Below are 15639 nucleotides of genomic sequence, written 5' to 3' on the forward strand. Positions count from 1 at the left end.
TAATTATTTCAAAGCTGTCTCAAGTGCCTTGACGTTTTCACGCATCAAGTCGAAATAGCTCTTGTCCATCTGTTCTTTTGTGACCGATTCTAAGTTATAAATGGTTACGCTCTCTGCGCCAATCTCTTCTTTTACCACCTCAGCCACTTTCGGTGTGACCGTGTTTTCGAAGGCGATGTAGTTCAAATCATGAAGGCGAGCCTCTTCGATGATTCGTTTAAGAGCTTGTTGTGATGGTTCTTCAGAAGGTGTGAGTCCGGCGATTGGTAATTGTTCGAATCCATAGCGTTCAGCTAAATAGCCATAAGCGGCATGCGTTACAAGAAGTTCTGATTTCGTCCCGTTTTCGACCGCTGCTGCCAATTCACTATCTAGGGAGTCCGTTTCTTCTTTGAATGCACTTAAGCGATCCGCAAACTCGTCTTTATAGTCCGGGGCCTCTTCACTGAGAGCTGCTTCAACGGCTTCCGCCATTGTAAAGGCGTTCATTGGGTCGAGCCAAACGTGAGGGTCGTATTGTCCGTGGTCGTGATGGGCATGCCCGTCTTCCGAGTGTCCATCTTCTTCATGAACATGAACGGTATCAGTTGCATCGAGCAACGCCACGTTCTCCGCTGTTTTAACGAAGGTGACGTTCTGTCCATCTAAACTCTTCTCCATTGATTCGACATATGGCTCTAAATCGTGACCAATCGTCAAAAAGAGATCGGCTTCAGCAATTTGAGTCATCTGCTTAGAAGTGGGTTCAAATGTGTGCGGGTCTGCTCCGGGTGGGATGACCATTTCGACGTTGACTTGATCTCCGCCAATTTCTTCAGCTATTGACTTTAAAGCGAAGGTCGAGGCATACACCGTCAATTTGTCGCCCGTTGATTCCGTTGTGTTATCTCCTTCGGTATTACCGCAAGCTCCAAGTAGAAGCGTCCCGGCAGCGACGGCACCTAGCCATGTCTTTTTCATCTTTCATCGTCCACCTTTCAAAAATTATCTGAATATTAAATCGTAACAATTACGTTTTATGACTGCGATTAATATTATAGTGTGCCTTTCGAAGCACGTCAAGTCCGACTTCTGATGGATAGATTTTTGAAAAAAACGGGAATATGATTAAAAAAAGGGACGAGGAGTGGATTGTATGAGAAAGGAGACTGCCTGGTTTGTAGGTGGTGCGGCGATTGCTGCCGCGACTGCAGCCGGGGCTAGCGTGTGGAGTCAGTATGGGTCACTTGTCAGATGGCAAGAACCCGAATTGCCGATTCGACCGACAACACGCCGGCGTCACACGTACACGTATAAAATTGTCAACGATCGTCCGCTCCAATTTGATTTATATCTCCCTCCAGGTGAAGGTCCATTCCCGGTAGCGGTCTATGCACACGGGGGAGCATTTGTCAGAGGGGACCGGAGCATGGTGACGTTGTTTCATCCGTTACTCGATCACTTTTTAGGGAAAGGAATCGCTGTCGTCAGTATCGATTATCGCTTATTTGAAGATGGGGTGTATTTCCCTGATAATATCTCCGATGCTTCAGATGCACTTTGCTATTTGAAGAAACACGAGTCGTTGTTGATGCTTGATACACAGCAATTACTCGTGTGGGGCGATTCTGCGGGAGCGGCTTTGTTGCTCGCGACAGCACTCGATCGTCACAAACAATTTGTAGGTGAACTCGGGGATGATCTCCCAAAAATCAAAGGGGTTATCGCCTTGTATCCACCAACAAACTTTTTATTATTCAAGTTCATTCAGACGTGGTTGGCTCATTTGAAATTCTATGAAGGAAGCCGTGAAGAGTGGCGTGAACTGATGGTGAAATGTTCACCCGTTTCCCATTTGTACGCTGATGCACCGCCAATCTTATTGTTACATGGGAAGAAAGATCCGATTGTGCCATTTGGCCAGGCGCTTCACTTCGTCGAACATGCGAGTGACGTCGGTGCGAACGTCCAACTCATTTCATTTCCTAATGGAACGCACTCACTTGCAAGTTTCCTGCAATCGGACAATCCAATCAACGAAAAGCAACTTATGGCACGCATCAACCGTTTTATTGATGAATGCATGGTATGACGTTGCGATTTTTAGGGAAGATGGTACGATGAGTGATGATTGAAAGTATAAGGAGTGGAAGTAGTGACAGAGTTATGTTTAGTCAGGCACGGTCAGACCGATTGGAATCGTTTAGAAATTATTCAAGGGCGCGAAGATAATCCTTTGAATGCACTCGGACGTCAACAGGCCGAAGAGAGTGCAGCTTTTTTAAGTCAAGAACAGTGGGACATCATCGTCTCTAGTCCCTTATCGCGTGCGGTTCATACGGCAGAAGCGATTGCGACGTCATGTGGTATCGAGCATGGGGCGATTCGTTTAGATGAACGGTTTATTGAACGTGAATTTGGAGCGGCATCGGGACAGCCGGTAAAAGGTATTTATGAGGCTGTTCAAGCCGATGATCAGGAGCGCCTTCCTGGCCTCGAGTCGGAAGGTGAGATGCGCGCCCGTGTTTTAGAAGGAATGAAGCATTTGGTCGACACACATCCAGGCAAGCGCATCATTGTCGTCTGCCATTCACATGCAATCAAAGCAGCGCTTTCAGCGATTGATGACACATACACGTTCCGTCATGCGATGCGGAACGCCTGCTCGAACTATATCATCCATCAACATGGTCAGTTTGAGGTGAAGGCAGTCAATGTAGCTGACCATATCACCGATCCGGCCATTATGAAATGAGGAGAATGTCATGACGACCTTATTATGGGTATTTATTATCGCATCATTTGTAGTCGCTTTTGCCGGACTCATTTACCCGGTCATTCCGAGTGTCCTATTCTTGTTTATCGGTTACATGATTTATGGGTTTGGTTTCTCATTTGAGCCGCTGACTTGGACGTTCTGGGTATGGCAATCCGTCTTCCTCGTCTTTTTGTTTGGGGTTGACTATGTCGTTACCCGGGCAACGGTGGACAAACGAGGTGGCTCGGAACGAGCGAAATGGGGCGCGACGATCGGCTTGATTGCCGGACCTTTCATATTCCCGCTCGTCGGAGTCCTTATTTTCCCGTTCATCTTCGCATTTTTGGCAGAATTGACGCTCGGGAAGACGACACGCGAGGCATGGAGTATCGGCGTCGGGACGGTTCTCGCCTTTCTCGGCAGCACGTTGTTAAAAGTGATCGGAATGACGATGATGGTCATCTTGTTCTTTATCTACGTGTGAGACGGAAGTTATTTCTCCGTCTTTTTTTGTTTGAAGGGTCCAAGGTTGTGGGGAAATAAAAATAAGGTCATTCGATTATTCGAATGACCCAGTTTTGACTAATTGATTAAAGGCGAAACGGCTGAACGTTTGCTGCAGCTCGACTTTCTTCTCGAAGAAAGCTGGTTTCAAATTCGATGTGGCAACCCCATCTTGAATCAAGGAATCAAGCACTTGTTTCGTAGCATCCTGTTTCGGGATCAACATAAGTCCCTCGGCGACGAACGTATGATGATCGTTCAAAGCGCGTTCGCTCGTGAACGTCAAGGCGAGCGCAGCCGGGGCATTCGTCCGGGACGTGATGATTGCCTCGGCGAGGATAAGAATTCGTTTGTTTAAGTAGTGATGGAGCGTGACCGCGGACTCGGTCGGTACGAGCATCTCGAGTAGCCACTCAGAGTCGTGCTCTTTGGAGATGATCAATCCGTCGAGCAAATCGATTGGTAAGTTCAGTTCATTGCCGTATTCGTCTTGAACGAGACGGACTTGGACGAGGCGAAACGTTTTCATAGGATCGTTCCTTTCCGCGTTTTCTTTAGACCATCTTAACATAGTATGATGAATAGAATATGTTAAGATAACGGGGAAGAAACAGAAAAATAGAGAGTGAGGGAGGCATCAAGATGAGTTGGGTTGTTGGCGTAATCGGTTATGTGACGATTCTGGCGATTGTCTACTATGGTGTCCTTTTCTTCAAAGTGAAAGGGGAGCGGAGTCGGGCCGGCTATCGAATCTTTCTTTTGCTTGCCGGACTGTTTTTAGTCAGTGGGAGTGATTATATCATTGCACTGTTCCAAGGGGACACCGAAGCTACGTTTTGGCAACGGACTGTCTATTTTGTCTTGATATTGCTCTCTTTGTCGATGGCGCTTTACTTTCGGAGAAAAGAAGATCAAAGCCAAGCGGGCGAGATGACGATGGTATAAAAAAGGTTGTGGGAATGCACCCACAACCTTTTTTATTTTGGAACTCGCGTTTTGCGAATCATATCAAGTTTTAGATCCCAAAGTGGTTTACTGAACGTCACCGAGTAAACTTCCGGCAGGCGAAGGCGTTTATACTCTTCCCAAAGACCGTTCATCTGCTCATGGTGGTAAGTACGAATCTCGGTCGTGCTCGGTAGGTCATATACTCGTTTCCCATCGAGGAAAACTGGCTGCAACAAGCGTTTGACGTTGAAGTTACGTGTCTTGATTTTAAAGGCTGGGTCACGGACATCGATTAAGTCGATCTCTGTGTATGAATCAACCGGTTCGTCAGAAAGGGCGATGTAATCGCCTTTGAACATTTTCGTTTCCTTGTCGATGATCCGGTACAATTCTTTTTTATGAGGCGTCGTCGTCTTCACTTTGGAAGAAGATACTTTGATGACCGGTTTCAACTCACCCGTCTCATCTTCTCGTGCCACGAGTTTATATACCATACCAAGTGCCGGCTGTTCATAAGCTGTGATCCCACGCGTCCCAACGAGGAACGTATCGGCTTCGGCGCCTTGCATTCGTAAGTCTTGGATGACGTACTCATCTAAATCACCAGAGACGACGATTTTAACATAGTCGAGACCGGCTTCATTCAATGCTTTCCGGGCACGTTTCGACAGATAAGCGAGGTCTCCGGAGTCGAGTCGTACAGACTTGAGGCGGTGTCCGTTTGCCTCAAGTTCTTTCGCGACCGTGATTGCGTTCGGAAGACCGGATTTAAGAGTATCGTATGTGTCGATGAGAAGGCTCGTGTTGTCTGGGTACATCTCAGCGAATGAACGGAATGCGCTCAATTCATCATCATGGAACTGAATGTCCGCATGTTCCATCGTCCCTCCTGTCGGTACATCGAAATCACGTCCGGCAGAGACGAGGCTTGTCACATCGAAACCTGCGATGTAAGCGGCACGTGTGCCGTAATAGGCAGCATCGACCCCTTGCGCGCGACGTGCGCCGCCTTCAAGGAGTGTTTCGTTCGGTGCAGCTTGGCGAATCCGTGCATATTTCGTAGCGATAAGTGATTCATGGTTGGCGATATTGAGGAGTGCCGTCTGGAACAACTTTGCCTCAAAGATGGTCGACTCAATCCGGACGACTTGTTCGTGGGGGAAGATGATTTCTCCTTCGCGGACACTATATAGTGAACCAGTGAACTTGAAATTCCGTAACACATTCTCAAACTCGTCTTCGAATCCAAGTTGTTTTTTCAAGTAGGCGATATCTTCTTCGGTAAACGATACGTTCTCTAAATAATGGACGATGTTCTCGAGTCCAGCAAAAACAACATATCCTCCACTAAATGGATTCGAGCGGTAGTAAAGGTCGAAGACGACTTTTTCGTTATGACGACCTTGCTTCCAGTAGATATACATCCAACGTGGAAGGTAAAGGTCCGTATGAAGTGCTAAATTGCGATGTAACATATATTTTCCTTTCTGTTTTACGTCACTTTCCGACGACGGTCGCACCGAGTGTCGTGACGAAATGTTCGAGCGCCCATTCGTGACCGACCGGATTAAAACTTTGGACGGCGTCGGCGTGGACGACGATTTGATAACCAAGATTGTAGGCATCTACGGCTGTGTGGAGCACGCAGATGTCCGTACAGACACCGACAAGATGAACTTCTGTGATGCCGCGTTCCCGAAGACGCAAGTCAAGGTCCGTTCCGGCAAACGCGCTATACCGTGTCTTATCAATCCAGTGGTCTGCCGTTTTGGATGCTTCTTTCACAGCTCCGTACAATTCACGACCTTCTGTCCCACGGATATTGTGAGGTGGGAACAACGTCGTTTCCGGATGGAAGGTGTCGCCTGCATCATGGACATCGTTTGCGATGACGACATAATCCTCTGTCGAGAACGTTTCAATCAACGTGACAATCCGTTCTTCAATCTCTTGCCCAGGTTTCCCGCAAGTCAAACGACCACTGTCTGCGATAAAATCAAATGTATAATCAATAACAATCAATGCGCGCATAGGAGATGCTCCTCTCATAATCAAAATGATGGCTATCCATCTCATTCTAAATCATTATACATCATGCGCGGAAGATTATTTTTCTTCGGTTTGGGTAGAATAAGACAAGTAGACCGTATAGGGAAAGGGGATTGTGACGATGGTATTATCACAAAGTGAATTGACAGACGAACTGTCACGCTTAAGAGGTTGGCAAGAAGTGAATGGGGAGATTCAAAAGACTTACCGCCTTGAAACGTTCCCGGAAGCCATCCAATTCGTACATCTAGTAGCGGATTTGGCTGAGTCACTCGATCATCATCCAAACATCTTAATCGAGTATCGGGATGTAACTTTGACCGTATCGACTCATGACGAAGGTGGTATCACGGAGAAAGACATTACACTCGCGAAAGGGTGTGAAGGACTTGTCTAAACTTTATATGACGTTCGCGTCAGGTAGCGTGGCGGAGCGCCTTCGGAAAGAACCGGGTGTCATCGCGGCGAATGGACATGAGACGATTTTACTCGCGGAGGGAGACAAATCCCCGTTCAAAAGTGGCAAAGTGTTTGAAATTGAAGAGGCATCAGGGGAATTCGTGAAAAAAGGAAACATCTTGTATGCGAACATCCCGGCAGATGAGAATGCCCGTTCTCTGTTATTTCATCAACTATTGACTGAAAAGGCGCCCCTCGGTGTCGGGCATGAAGGTTTTTCGGCTTACCGTCTCGGGGTCGACCCGGACGACCACCATGCTGTCGTCTTCATTCAGTTCACGTCTGGTGGAAAACACTTCCGAGATACGGCGGATTACGCAGTCTTCGAAGACCGGTTGAAACGGACCGTGGAACAACGTGGGTCAGGTCCTGTCATAAAACACTATGTCGTCACCGAGTCAGATAATCTATAATAAAAGATAACGTCATGTTAGGGGAGGATTTTTATGAACAAGAATTATTTCTGGTTGGGGATGGCTGCGGGTGCAGTAATCGGCGCAGCAGCATCACTTCTCCATAGCGAAACGCGCGATCAACAAGTAAGACAATTAAAAGGCATTAAGTCGAAGTTGAAGTCATCGAATACATCGACAGAAGCCCATGCAGTCGGTCTTCAAGCCTCATCGAAAGGGAACTTGAAAGATCGTGTCATGGAATGGAAATCGCTCTACGAAGAAAACCAAGATACGATTCAAAACCTTGTCGAAGACGTGAAGGATTTAGTCGACGTGCTTCAAGAGGCTCGTCATAAAAATCAAATTTAAGCAAACGGCCAAGCGATTTCGCTTGGCCGTTTTTTGTATCTTTGTCATAGGAATTGTGCCAATAATCCGAAGATGGCTAGTCCGATAATAATGTAGAAAAACCACTTTCCATCCCCAGAATGAATAACAGGGGGTGCGTACGAGCGTTGCTTATACTTTCCATAGCGAGCGGGCCGTGTATACGGAACGGCAAACCGTGAGAGTGGTAGGGCAAGTAAAAATCCTGAGAGGAAACCATACACATGCCCCCAAAGCGACACATTTGAACCGATTAATGTGAAGACAGCGCTGATAGCAACGAAGATATAAACCAAGCGGGCATCCTGGCTATACATCAACGTGCGACGGAAGCGGCCGATGAACACGTAAAATCCGAGAATGGCCAAGATTGCACCTGACGCACCAGCTTGTAGATAAAATAAATTGCTGACGGTGAAGTAGGTGAGCAAGTTGGCAAGAGCTCCGGCCAATACATAAAACAGGGCAAATTTCACATGACCGACCATTCTTTCCATCGCTGGCCCAAAGATGATCAGCGCGAACGAGTTGAACAATAAATGGCCGAGACTTAAATGAATAAAGTTGGCCGTGACCAAGCGGTACCATTGTCCGTCCGCGAGTGCCAAATGGAACGACCCACCCGTCGCAACGATTCGTAAACCAGGAGCGAAAGAATCGATGACAAACACAAGGAGTTGGATTACAATGAACAGCGTTACGAGTGGATATGCCCGTACAAACGTTTGTACATTTTCAGTACGACTAAACATAACATCACCTCTTTCCTCAATTGTATAAGGAAACGAGGAAAAAAGGAAAGGAGCGAGTGTCCTGTGATTGTAGGAATCGGAATCGATATCGTCGAGCTTGATCGGATGGCTCGCTCGATGAAACAACCGCGTTTTTTAAAGCGCCTGCTCACCGAAGCGGAATATGAGTTTATTCAACAGTACCCGCTACCGCGTCAAATCGAGTTTGTCTCAGGTCGTTTCGCCGCAAAAGAGGCTTATGCCAAGGCGGTTGGCACCGGCATTGCACACGGTTTATCGTGGCGTCATATTGAAATTTTACCAGATGAGACAGGACGGCCTGTCATGACCGCACCGTTTTCAGGTCGGATTCATGTCAGCATCAGTCATAGTCAAGCGTATGCGGTCGCGCAAGTCATCTTAGAAGAGGAGGGGCAACATGTTTCGTCCTAGTCGAATCGAGATTGATCGGGCGGCCATCGCCCACAATATAAAAGAATTATCAACACGTATCCCACAAGACATCATGGCGGTTGTCAAAGCGAACGCCTACGGTCACGGGGCGGTTGAAGTAGCGGAGATTGCACTTGAGAATGGGGCAACGATGCTTGGGGTCGCTTTACTTGAGGAAGCGATTGAGCTTCGCGATGCTGGAATCACGGCACCCATTCTCGTTATGGAGGCGCAATTCCCTGAATATGCCGGAGCTGCGGCAGAACGGGGCATCACGTTGTCCGTCTTTTCAGCCGAATGGTTAAAAGAGGCAATTCCTTATATAGAAGAAAAGCCTTTGAAGGTTCACATCAAAGTCGATACAGGGATGGGACGTCTCGGTCTGCGCACCCGTGAACAGTTGGATGCCTTACTAGAGGAAGCGACTGACTCGATTAGGGTGGAAGGGATTTACACCCATTTCGCGACAGCCGATGAACTAGATAGCGACTTGTACTATACGCAACAAGAGCGATTCGAACGGTTGATGATGGGCCTGCACGAGCGATTCCGTTATATTCATACGTCTAACTCAGCCGGAGCCATCCGAATGGTGGGTCAAGATGTTCCTTACAATTTGGTTCGTGTCGGAATTGCGCTTTATGGATTATATCCGTCAGATGAGATGGAGACGTTCTATTCATTTCTGCGCCCAGCTTTCACTTTGAAAAGTCAGCTCATGCAGGTGAAACAACTTGAGGCAGGTCAAACAATCAGTTACGGCGCGACCTATACGACGTCGGCCGATGAATGGATCGGTACGGTCCCGGTCGGTTATGCGGACGGTTGGTTACGGAAGGCGAGCGGATTTGAGGTCGAGGTGGATGGCGTTCGTTGTCCAATCGTAGGGCGCGTCTGCATGGACCGTTTCATGATTCGTCTCCCAAAAGAGTTCCCAGTCGGTACGGATGTGACACTCATCGGTGGAAATGTCGCCATTGATGAACTCGCGTCATATCTAGAAACCATCAACTATGAGATTGTCTGTCAATTTACGAGCCGATTGCCGCGTCGCTATGTGTGAATCAAAAATCGTGTGAAATTATCTGAATTCTTTCTCGAATTCTCTATATTTTCCCATTCCTGCGTGTTATATTGATAAAGAACGCGGGAGATTTTCCGCCAGTCCATGAAACGATTCTGGAGGTGTAAGATGTTGAAGCAGCGAACTGCGGGTGCGCTAGCATCCGTCCCAGATCGGTTCTCACAACAAGGGGGTCCGATTTCGATGAAAGACCGTGAAACACTGTCCTTGAACGATGTAGTGACATACTTGTCTAAAGAAATTGCTGATCGACAACAAACACTGCGTGAAGAATTGGCGAAAGGCTATCAAGAGATGGCCGCGTTTAACTTGAATATGGCAGAAGAGATGCTAACGATTGAAGCCGAAGCCGAACATGCTCTCTTACGTCAAGTAAGTGGGGTGTGAGCAGAGTGATCGTAAAGCGTGGTGACGTATTTTATGCGAATCTGTCGCCCGTAGTCGGCTCAGAGCAAGGTGGCGTTCGACCCGTTCTCATCGTACAGAACGACATCGGCAATCGCTTTAGCCCGACCGTCATTGTCGCTGCGATTACAGCTCAGATTCAAAAAGCAAAACTGCCGACTCATGTGGAAGTATATCAAGAGAAGCACGGACTCGAACGAGACTCTGTGATTTTACTTGAACAGATTCGAACGATTGATAAGCGTCGTCTGACGGATAAAGTCACTCATCTCGATGATGAGACGATGCATAAAGTTGACCGAGCGCTAGAGATTAGTATGGGATTGATCCCGCTCTAGCCTTACATAGATCAAGACTGGTACATAGGTATCGGTCTTTTTTTAAAATATTTTTTAAGAAAATGGTTTAAAATTTCGTCAGAGGGGAATTAAAATTAATCGTACTCAATTTATCTGTACGGACATTTAGGAGGGAATAGACAATGGATTTAGCGATTCGCGAGCAAGTCATTGGAGAACAATTACACCTTTACGTATCCGGGGAAGTGGATACATATACTGCACCAAAATTGAAAGAAGTATTGCATCCGGCCATCAGTGAACAAGATGTGGTCGTTCATTTAGACGAAGTGGAGTATATGGACTCGACAGGTCTTGGTGTATTCGTTGGGGCATTGAAGATTGCCACGCGTAACGAAAAAGAGTTGTCACTTGTCGGGGTCACGGATCGAGTCAATCGTCTATTCGAATTGACGGGTCTTCACAAACTTCTTTCTATTAATTCGAATGTAAGAGGTGGCACGCAATGAACAATGTTGAACAGACGGTCATGACGTTCCCGGCCAAACCAGAATATGTCGGTGTGGTTCGATTAGTCGTTTCAGGAATCGCTAACCGTATGGGATATACGTACGACGAGATCGAGGATATTAAAATCGCGGTCTCGGAAGCATGTGGCAATGCCGTGCAACATGCTTATGAAGAACATCAGGATGGAGAAGTCAAACTCTCGTGTGGCGTGTATGCAGATCGTCTTGAAATCACGATTGAAGATTCAGGCAAGACGTTCGCGGATGATGTGAAGCGTCAAGCGACTCCGGTCGAAGAGACGACGGAAATTGAATCGCTCCGCGAGGGAGGACTTGGTCTCTTCCTTATCGAAGCGTTAATGGATGATGTCTCGATCAATAAAGACAACGGTGTCAAAGTGACGATGACAAAACTCCTTAACAGGGACGAGGTGGATCAGAGTGCCAGCAAAATCTCAACAACGCCATCACAGTGATGATGAGGTACTAGAGTGGATTGAACGCTACCAACAAGATGACCAAAACGAAGAAGTGCAAATGCTACTCATCAATCGCTATTCAGACCTCGTCGAAGCGCTCGCTCGCAAATTCTCGCGAGGACGGGCGATTCACGACGATCTCGTACAGGTTGGGATGATTGGATTACTAGCGGCACTTCGTCGATTTGACCCAGAGTTTGGTCGTAGCTTCGAATCGTTTGCCGTCCCGACCATCATCGGAGAAATCAAGCGATTCATCCGCGATAAAACATGGAGTGTCCATGTGCCACGTCGGATTAAAGAGCTCGGACCGAAAATTAAGAAGACAGTCGAAGAGTTGACGACTGAATTGCAACGTTCTCCGCGAATCGATGAGATTGCCGATCATCTTGGCGTATCAGATGAAGAAATTCTCGAAACGCTTGAGATGGGCAAGAGCTATCAGGCTTTGTCAGTCGATAGTTCAATTGAAGCGGATAACGAAGGCAGTACGGTCACACTACTCGATTTAGTCGGTAGCCAAGAACGTGGGTATGAATCAGTCGATCAACGTCTCATTTTAGAAAAAGCGTTCAACGTCTTAAATGAGCGGGAACGTGCTATCTTAGAATGTGCCTACTATAAGAACATGAGCCAAAAAGAGACTGGAGAACTTCTCGGCATCTCGCAGATGCACGTCTCCCGTTTGCAGCGGCGAGCACTCGAAAAGCTGCGTGAAGCCATCAAAGTCCCACTCAATGAAGTATTCTCAAGCGATGACTAATCGAGTCGTCGCTTTTTTGTTTGAATGTTTGCTACACTTTGGAAGAGATCAAAAAAGGAAGTGATTCAAGTGATTGCGAAAGTGGCTAAAGCGTTAAACTTGAAAGGGAACCAAGTTGAGACGGTACAACAGCTTGCGTCTGAAGGGGCGACCATTCCGTTCATGGCCCGTTACCGGAAAGAAATGACGGGAAATCTGGATGAAGTCGAAATCAAAGGGATTTTAGACGCCCTTCAATATGAAGAGAGTCTACAAAAACGTAAAGCGGATGTCCTTGCCAAATTAGAAGAGTTGGAAAAGAACACGCCTGAATTAACGAAAGCATTAGAGGTGGCGACGACACTTCAACAAGTTGAAGACATCTACTTACCGTATCGTCCGAAACGACGCACGAAAGCGGAACAAGGTCGCGAGAAAGGGTTGCAACCACTCGCAGACTGGTTCCGTGACAAGTCACTTTATTCATCAGAGGCGTTAAAAGAACGCGCTCAAGACGTCGAAGTAGAAGAAGCGTTGCCACTCGTTCGTGCCATCATCGGGGAGGAATGGGGCGAGGAAGCGAAACTGAGACAGATGCTCCGTGACCGCGTACGCAAAGAAGGGCTCTTGCGCTCGAAGAAGAAAAAACAAGCGGAGGACGAGAAAGAGATTTTTGCACAGTACTATGAATATGAAGAAAAAATCGCTGGCATCGTCCCACACCGTGTACTCGCCTTGAACCGTGGAGAACGTACCGACGTTCTTCAAGTAAAAGTGATATTTGACGAGACGCGCTTCATGGATCAGACCCTCCGTACATATGAACGACTGCCGAAAGAGAAGCGTGAAATTGTCGAAGCGGCTGTGATAGAGGCTTATAAAAAATCTGTCTTCCCGGCAATTGAACGGGAGATTCGTGGTGAGTTGACAGAGAAGGCAGAAGAACAAGCAATCGATGTCTTCTCGAAAAACTTAAAGCAGCTCTATATGCAGCCACCTCTTCGCGAAGTAGTCGTCTTAGGGATTGATCCGGCATATCGGACGGGTTGTAAGTGGGCAGTCGTTAACGAAATCGGAAAAGTCGAAGAAGTCGGTGTCTTTTATCCGACGGCACCGAAACATGATATCGCTGGAGCCGAGAGAGTGTTGACGAGACTCGCGAAGGAATATCCGATCTCGGTCATCGTCGTCGGGAACGGGACTGCGTCACGCGAGACAGAACAATTCGTCGCCGACTGGTTGAAGAAAGCAGAGCGTGACATCGCTTATGCGATTGTGAACGAAGCAGGGGCGAGTGTGTATTCGGCATCGGAAGTCGCACGAAGCGAATTTCCGGACTTAAAAGTCGAGGAACGGTCAGCCGTCTCGATCGCACGCCGAATCCAGGATGCGATGGCGGAACTTGTCAAAGTCGACCCGCAATCAGTCGGTGTCGGACAATATCAGCATGACGTGAGCCAGAATAAACTGAAGGCATCCTTAGAATTTGTCGTCGAAAGCGTGGTCAACATGGTCGGAATTGACGTCAACCGTGCCTCCGAGTCTTTATTGACATACGTATCGGGACTTAACAAGACGACGGCAAAAAATATTGTGTCATACCGTGAAGAGAATGGACGCTTTGAAACGAGAAAGGATATTAAGAAGGTGCCACGTCTCGGAGCAAAGGCGTTCGAACAAGCGGCTGGGTTCTTGCGAATCATGAACGGGAAGGATGTTCTTGACCAAACTGAGATTCATCCGGAAAGTTACCCGCTCGCGTTATCGATTCTAAAAGAAATCGGCTCCTCTAAATCAGAGGTTGGAACAGCCGAGCTTCGAGAACGTCTACAGCAAGTCGACGCACGTGCATTGAGTGAGCGATTAGATGCGGGTCTTCCGACAGTAGAGGACATTTTAAAATCATTAGCCAAACCGGGTCGTGACCCGCGTGAAGATATTCAAAAGCCGTTACTACGAACAGATGTTATGAGCCTTGAAGATCTTAAAGTAGGGATGGAATTCCAAGGAACTGTCCGAAATGTCATTGATTTCGGTGCATTTGTCGATATCGGCGTGAAGCAGGATGGACTAGTCCACATTTCGAAATTGTCGAATCGTTACGTGAAGCATCCGTTAGATGTCGTTTCGGTCGGTGACATCGTGACTGTATGGATTGAACAAGTCGATGTGAATCGTGGACGAATTAGTTTGACGATGCTTACGCCGAACAGTCAATAAGAAGAAACTCGGAGCAGGTAAAATGTTTTTCATTTTGCCTGCTTTTTTTTCAGAAAAAGTGTTGACGGTCTTTTTATGCCGTGATATCTTATAGAAGTCGCCGAGAGACGACATGCGAAATAAACGTTTTTCTAAGAAAGTGATTGACAGGTTTCTGGTTTGCGGTTACAATATAAATCGTTACTTCGATAAGTTCAAGCAACGTTCCGCAATAGCTCAGTGGTAGAGCAACCGGCTGTTAACCGGTAGGTCGTAGGTTCAAATCCTACTTGCGGAGCCATTTTATTTTGGAGACGTACCCAAGAGGCTATAAGGGGCTCCCCTGCTAAGGGAGTAGGCTGGGAAACCGGTGCGAGGGTTCGAATCCCTCCGTCTCCGCCACTTAAAATTACTTAGAAGACACATAATATCGGCCCGTTGGTCAAGCGGTTAAGACACCGCCCTTTCACGGCGGTAACACGGGTTCGAATCCCGTACGGGTCACCATATATGGAGGATTAGCTCAGCTGGGAGAGCACCTGCCTTACAAGCAGGGGGTCGGCGGTTCGATCCCGTCATCCTCCACCATTTCAAATAAAAACGTAATCTGGTCTTGTGGTGTAGGGGTTAACATGCCTGCCTGTCACGCAGGAGATCGCGGGTTCGAATCCCGTCAAGACCGCCATTTACGTTGGGCTGTAGCCAAGTGGTAAGGCATCGGATTTTGATTCCGACATGCGAAGGTTCGATCCCTTCCAGCCCAGCTTTTATTTGAGTCATTAGCTCAGTTGGTAGAGCATCTGACTTTTAATCAGAGGGTCGCAGGTTCGAGCCCTGCATGACTCACCATTTTTCTTTTAACTTTATACGCTGCGGTCGTGGCGGAATCGGTAGACGCGCTAGGTTGAGGGCCTAGTGGTGGTTAACACCGTGGAGGTTCAAGTCCTCTCGACCGCACCATACGCACCCTTAGCTCAGCTGGATAGAGCGTTAGACTACGAATCTAAAGGCCGGGAGTTCGAATCTCTCAGGGTGCACCATTCTTTTTTATGGGCCTATAGCTCAGCCGGTTAGAGCGCACGCCTGATAAGCGTGAGGTCGGTGGTTCGAGTCCACTTAGGCCCACCATTTAAACTGACGAACTTTGAAAACTGAACGATGAGGCAAAAAAAGTTTTACAATTTTTGAATGAAGCGCAAGCTTCGTCAATTTAAGAGCTATATCAAATTCTTTGGAGAGTTTGATCCTGGCTCAGGACG

Annotated in this window: 20 protein-coding genes and 10 tRNA genes; 25 read left to right on the forward strand and 5 right to left on the reverse strand. The window is 47.4% G+C overall.

Going from position 1 to position 15639, the window contains the following annotated elements:
- Positions 1-3: 3 nt before the first annotated feature.
- Complete coding sequence (locus KNO96_RS11220) at positions 4-960, reverse strand: metal ABC transporter solute-binding protein, Zn/Mn family (RefSeq protein ID WP_214703760.1); 957 nt, start codon at positions 958-960, stop codon at positions 4-6.
- 175 nt (positions 961-1135) lie between these two features.
- On the opposite strand from KNO96_RS11220, the gene KNO96_RS11225 reads away from it, so the two are divergent.
- From KNO96_RS11225 to KNO96_RS11235, 3 genes are all read left to right on the forward strand, one after another.
- The gene (locus tag KNO96_RS11225; protein WP_214703762.1) at positions 1136-2071 is read left to right on the forward strand and encodes an alpha/beta hydrolase; all 936 of its coding nucleotides are present in this window, start codon (positions 1136-1138) and stop codon (positions 2069-2071) included.
- Between the two features lie 63 nt (positions 2072-2134).
- Positions 2135-2734, forward strand: coding sequence for a histidine phosphatase family protein (locus tag KNO96_RS11230; protein ID WP_026824485.1), 600 nt, complete (start codon positions 2135-2137; stop codon positions 2732-2734).
- Positions 2735-2744: 10 nt separating this feature from the next.
- Positions 2745-3221 carry a DUF456 domain-containing protein gene (locus KNO96_RS11235; RefSeq protein ID WP_026824484.1) on the forward strand — a complete coding sequence of 159 codons (477 nt, stop codon included), beginning with the start codon at positions 2745-2747 and terminating at the stop codon, positions 3219-3221.
- A 75-nt stretch (positions 3222-3296) separates the two neighbouring features.
- Here the strand turns inward: KNO96_RS11235 and KNO96_RS11240 are convergent, their stop codons facing one another.
- On the reverse strand, positions 3297-3770 hold the full coding sequence (locus KNO96_RS11240; protein WP_026824483.1) for a YwpF-like family protein: 474 nt from the start codon (positions 3768-3770) through the stop codon (positions 3297-3299).
- 113 nt (positions 3771-3883) lie between these two features.
- On the opposite strand from KNO96_RS11240, the gene KNO96_RS11245 reads away from it, so the two are divergent.
- Positions 3884-4186 (forward strand): hypothetical protein, encoded by a 303-nt coding sequence (locus tag KNO96_RS11245; protein WP_026824482.1) that lies wholly within the window; start codon positions 3884-3886, stop codon positions 4184-4186.
- 32 nt (positions 4187-4218) lie between these two features.
- On the opposite strand, the gene KNO96_RS11250 is transcribed toward KNO96_RS11245, so the two are convergent.
- Positions 4219-5664 (reverse strand): nicotinate phosphoribosyltransferase, encoded by a 1446-nt coding sequence (locus KNO96_RS11250; RefSeq protein ID WP_214703765.1) that lies wholly within the window; start codon positions 5662-5664, stop codon positions 4219-4221.
- A 22-nt stretch (positions 5665-5686) separates the two neighbouring features.
- Complete coding sequence (locus tag KNO96_RS11255; RefSeq protein WP_026824480.1) at positions 5687-6220, reverse strand: cysteine hydrolase family protein; 534 nt, start codon at positions 6218-6220, stop codon at positions 5687-5689.
- Positions 6221-6359: 139 nt separating this feature from the next.
- Between KNO96_RS11255 and KNO96_RS11260 the strand changes: the two genes are divergently transcribed.
- From KNO96_RS11260 to KNO96_RS11270, 3 genes are read left to right on the forward strand one after another with little or no spacing between them, the layout of a single operon-like run.
- Entirely contained in the window at positions 6360-6635 is a 276-nt protein-coding gene (locus tag KNO96_RS11260; protein WP_214703768.1) for a 4a-hydroxytetrahydrobiopterin dehydratase, read from the forward strand.
- Positions 6628-7110, forward strand: a complete 483-nt coding sequence (locus tag KNO96_RS11265; protein WP_251125153.1) for a hypothetical protein — start codon at positions 6628-6630, stop codon at positions 7108-7110. The genes KNO96_RS11260 and KNO96_RS11265 overlap by 8 nt, the downstream gene beginning before the upstream one ends.
- A gap of 33 nt (positions 7111-7143) precedes the next feature.
- Positions 7144-7461, forward strand: coding sequence for a hypothetical protein (locus tag KNO96_RS11270; protein WP_026824477.1), 318 nt, complete (start codon positions 7144-7146; stop codon positions 7459-7461).
- Between the two features lie 44 nt (positions 7462-7505).
- On the opposite strand, the gene KNO96_RS11275 is transcribed toward KNO96_RS11270, so the two are convergent.
- Positions 7506-8231: a rhomboid family intramembrane serine protease gene (locus KNO96_RS11275; protein WP_026824476.1), complete on the reverse strand. Its 726-nt coding sequence runs from the start codon at positions 8229-8231 to the stop codon at positions 7506-7508.
- 63 nt (positions 8232-8294) lie between these two features.
- Here KNO96_RS11275 and acpS point away from each other — a divergent pair, with 63 nt between their 5' ends.
- The 18 genes from acpS (at position 8295) to KNO96_RS11365 (ending at position 15508) form a co-directional block, all read left to right on the forward strand.
- On the forward strand, positions 8295-8663 hold the full coding sequence (gene acpS / locus KNO96_RS11280; RefSeq protein WP_026824475.1) for a holo-ACP synthase: 369 nt from the start codon (positions 8295-8297) through the stop codon (positions 8661-8663).
- On the forward strand, positions 8650-9726 hold the full coding sequence (gene alr, locus KNO96_RS11285; protein ID WP_214703771.1) for an alanine racemase: 1077 nt from the start codon (positions 8650-8652) through the stop codon (positions 9724-9726). Before acpS ends, alr begins: the two co-directional genes overlap by 14 nt.
- Before the next feature lie 129 nt (positions 9727-9855).
- Positions 9856-10134: a hypothetical protein gene (locus KNO96_RS11290; protein WP_026824473.1), complete on the forward strand. Its 279-nt coding sequence runs from the start codon at positions 9856-9858 to the stop codon at positions 10132-10134.
- A 5-nt stretch (positions 10135-10139) separates the two neighbouring features.
- Positions 10140-10490, forward strand: a complete 351-nt coding sequence (locus KNO96_RS11295) for a type II toxin-antitoxin system PemK/MazF family toxin (protein ID WP_026824472.1) — start codon at positions 10140-10142, stop codon at positions 10488-10490.
- Positions 10491-10633: 143 nt separating this feature from the next.
- Positions 10634-10960, forward strand: coding sequence for an STAS domain-containing protein (locus KNO96_RS11300; protein ID WP_015880558.1), 327 nt, complete (start codon positions 10634-10636; stop codon positions 10958-10960).
- Complete coding sequence (gene rsbW, locus KNO96_RS11305; protein ID WP_026824471.1) at positions 10957-11436, forward strand: anti-sigma B factor RsbW; 480 nt, start codon at positions 10957-10959, stop codon at positions 11434-11436. Before KNO96_RS11300 ends, rsbW begins: the two co-directional genes overlap by 4 nt.
- Positions 11402-12202 (forward strand): RNA polymerase sigma factor SigB, encoded by an 801-nt coding sequence (gene sigB, locus KNO96_RS11310; RefSeq protein WP_015880560.1) that lies wholly within the window; start codon positions 11402-11404, stop codon positions 12200-12202. Before rsbW ends, sigB begins: the two co-directional genes overlap by 35 nt.
- A gap of 69 nt (positions 12203-12271) precedes the next feature.
- Positions 12272-14401 carry a Tex family protein gene (locus tag KNO96_RS11315; protein WP_214703776.1) on the forward strand — a complete coding sequence of 710 codons (2130 nt, stop codon included), beginning with the start codon at positions 12272-12274 and terminating at the stop codon, positions 14399-14401.
- A gap of 205 nt (positions 14402-14606) precedes the next feature.
- A tRNA-Asn gene (locus KNO96_RS11320) sits at positions 14607-14681 on the forward strand.
- Positions 14682-14690: 9 nt separating this feature from the next.
- Positions 14691-14782: transfer RNA gene (locus tag KNO96_RS11325), tRNA-Ser, on the forward strand.
- A gap of 30 nt (positions 14783-14812) precedes the next feature.
- A tRNA-Glu gene (locus tag KNO96_RS11330) sits at positions 14813-14887 on the forward strand.
- A 5-nt stretch (positions 14888-14892) separates the two neighbouring features.
- Positions 14893-14968 (forward strand) — tRNA-Val (locus tag KNO96_RS11335).
- A gap of 21 nt (positions 14969-14989) precedes the next feature.
- Positions 14990-15065, forward strand: a tRNA-Asp gene (locus KNO96_RS11340).
- 7 nt (positions 15066-15072) lie between these two features.
- A tRNA-Gln gene (locus KNO96_RS11345) sits at positions 15073-15144 on the forward strand.
- 9 nt (positions 15145-15153) lie between these two features.
- Positions 15154-15229, forward strand: a tRNA-Lys gene (locus KNO96_RS11350).
- Between the two features lie 23 nt (positions 15230-15252).
- Positions 15253-15340, forward strand: a tRNA-Leu gene (locus tag KNO96_RS11355).
- 3 nt (positions 15341-15343) lie between these two features.
- Positions 15344-15420, forward strand: a tRNA-Arg gene (locus tag KNO96_RS11360).
- An 11-nt stretch (positions 15421-15431) separates the two neighbouring features.
- Positions 15432-15508 (forward strand) — tRNA-Ile (locus KNO96_RS11365).
- The last annotated feature ends 131 nt before the right edge of the window (positions 15509-15639 follow it).

Source organism: Exiguobacterium sp. s89 (assembly GCF_018617735.1).
Taxonomy (GTDB): domain Bacteria; phylum Bacillota; class Bacilli; order Exiguobacteriales; family Exiguobacteriaceae; genus Exiguobacterium; species Exiguobacterium marinum.

Excerpts from the sequence above, each read along its gene's own strand:
- KNO96_RS11220 (WP_214703760.1), bottom strand. The coding sequence starts at position 960 with ATGAAAAAGACATGGCTAGGTGCCGTCGCTGCCGGGACGCTTCTACTT.
- KNO96_RS11225 (WP_214703762.1), top strand. The coding sequence starts at position 1,136 with ATGAGAAAGGAGACTGCCTGGTTTGTAGGTGGTGCGGCGATTGCTGCC.
- KNO96_RS11235 (WP_026824484.1), top strand. The coding sequence starts at position 2,745 with ATGACGACCTTATTATGGGTATTTATTATCGCATCATTTGTAGTCGCT.
- KNO96_RS11240 (WP_026824483.1), bottom strand. The coding sequence starts at position 3,770 with ATGAAAACGTTTCGCCTCGTCCAAGTCCGTCTCGTTCAAGACGAATAC.
- KNO96_RS11245 (WP_026824482.1), top strand. The coding sequence starts at position 3,884 with ATGAGTTGGGTTGTTGGCGTAATCGGTTATGTGACGATTCTGGCGATT.
- KNO96_RS11250 (WP_214703765.1), bottom strand. The coding sequence starts at position 5,664 with ATGTTACATCGCAATTTAGCACTTCATACGGACCTTTACCTTCCACGT.
- KNO96_RS11255 (WP_026824480.1), bottom strand. The coding sequence starts at position 6,220 with ATGCGCGCATTGATTGTTATTGATTATACATTTGATTTTATCGCAGAC.
- KNO96_RS11260 (WP_214703768.1), top strand. The coding sequence starts at position 6,360 with ATGGTATTATCACAAAGTGAATTGACAGACGAACTGTCACGCTTAAGA.
- KNO96_RS11270 (WP_026824477.1), top strand. The coding sequence starts at position 7,144 with ATGAACAAGAATTATTTCTGGTTGGGGATGGCTGCGGGTGCAGTAATC.
- KNO96_RS11275 (WP_026824476.1), bottom strand. The coding sequence starts at position 8,231 with ATGTTTAGTCGTACTGAAAATGTACAAACGTTTGTACGGGCATATCCA.
- alr (WP_214703771.1), top strand. The coding sequence starts at position 8,650 with ATGTTTCGTCCTAGTCGAATCGAGATTGATCGGGCGGCCATCGCCCAC.
- KNO96_RS11290 (WP_026824473.1), top strand. The coding sequence starts at position 9,856 with ATGTTGAAGCAGCGAACTGCGGGTGCGCTAGCATCCGTCCCAGATCGG.
- KNO96_RS11300 (WP_015880558.1), top strand. The coding sequence starts at position 10,634 with ATGGATTTAGCGATTCGCGAGCAAGTCATTGGAGAACAATTACACCTT.
- rsbW (WP_026824471.1), top strand. The coding sequence starts at position 10,957 with ATGAACAATGTTGAACAGACGGTCATGACGTTCCCGGCCAAACCAGAA.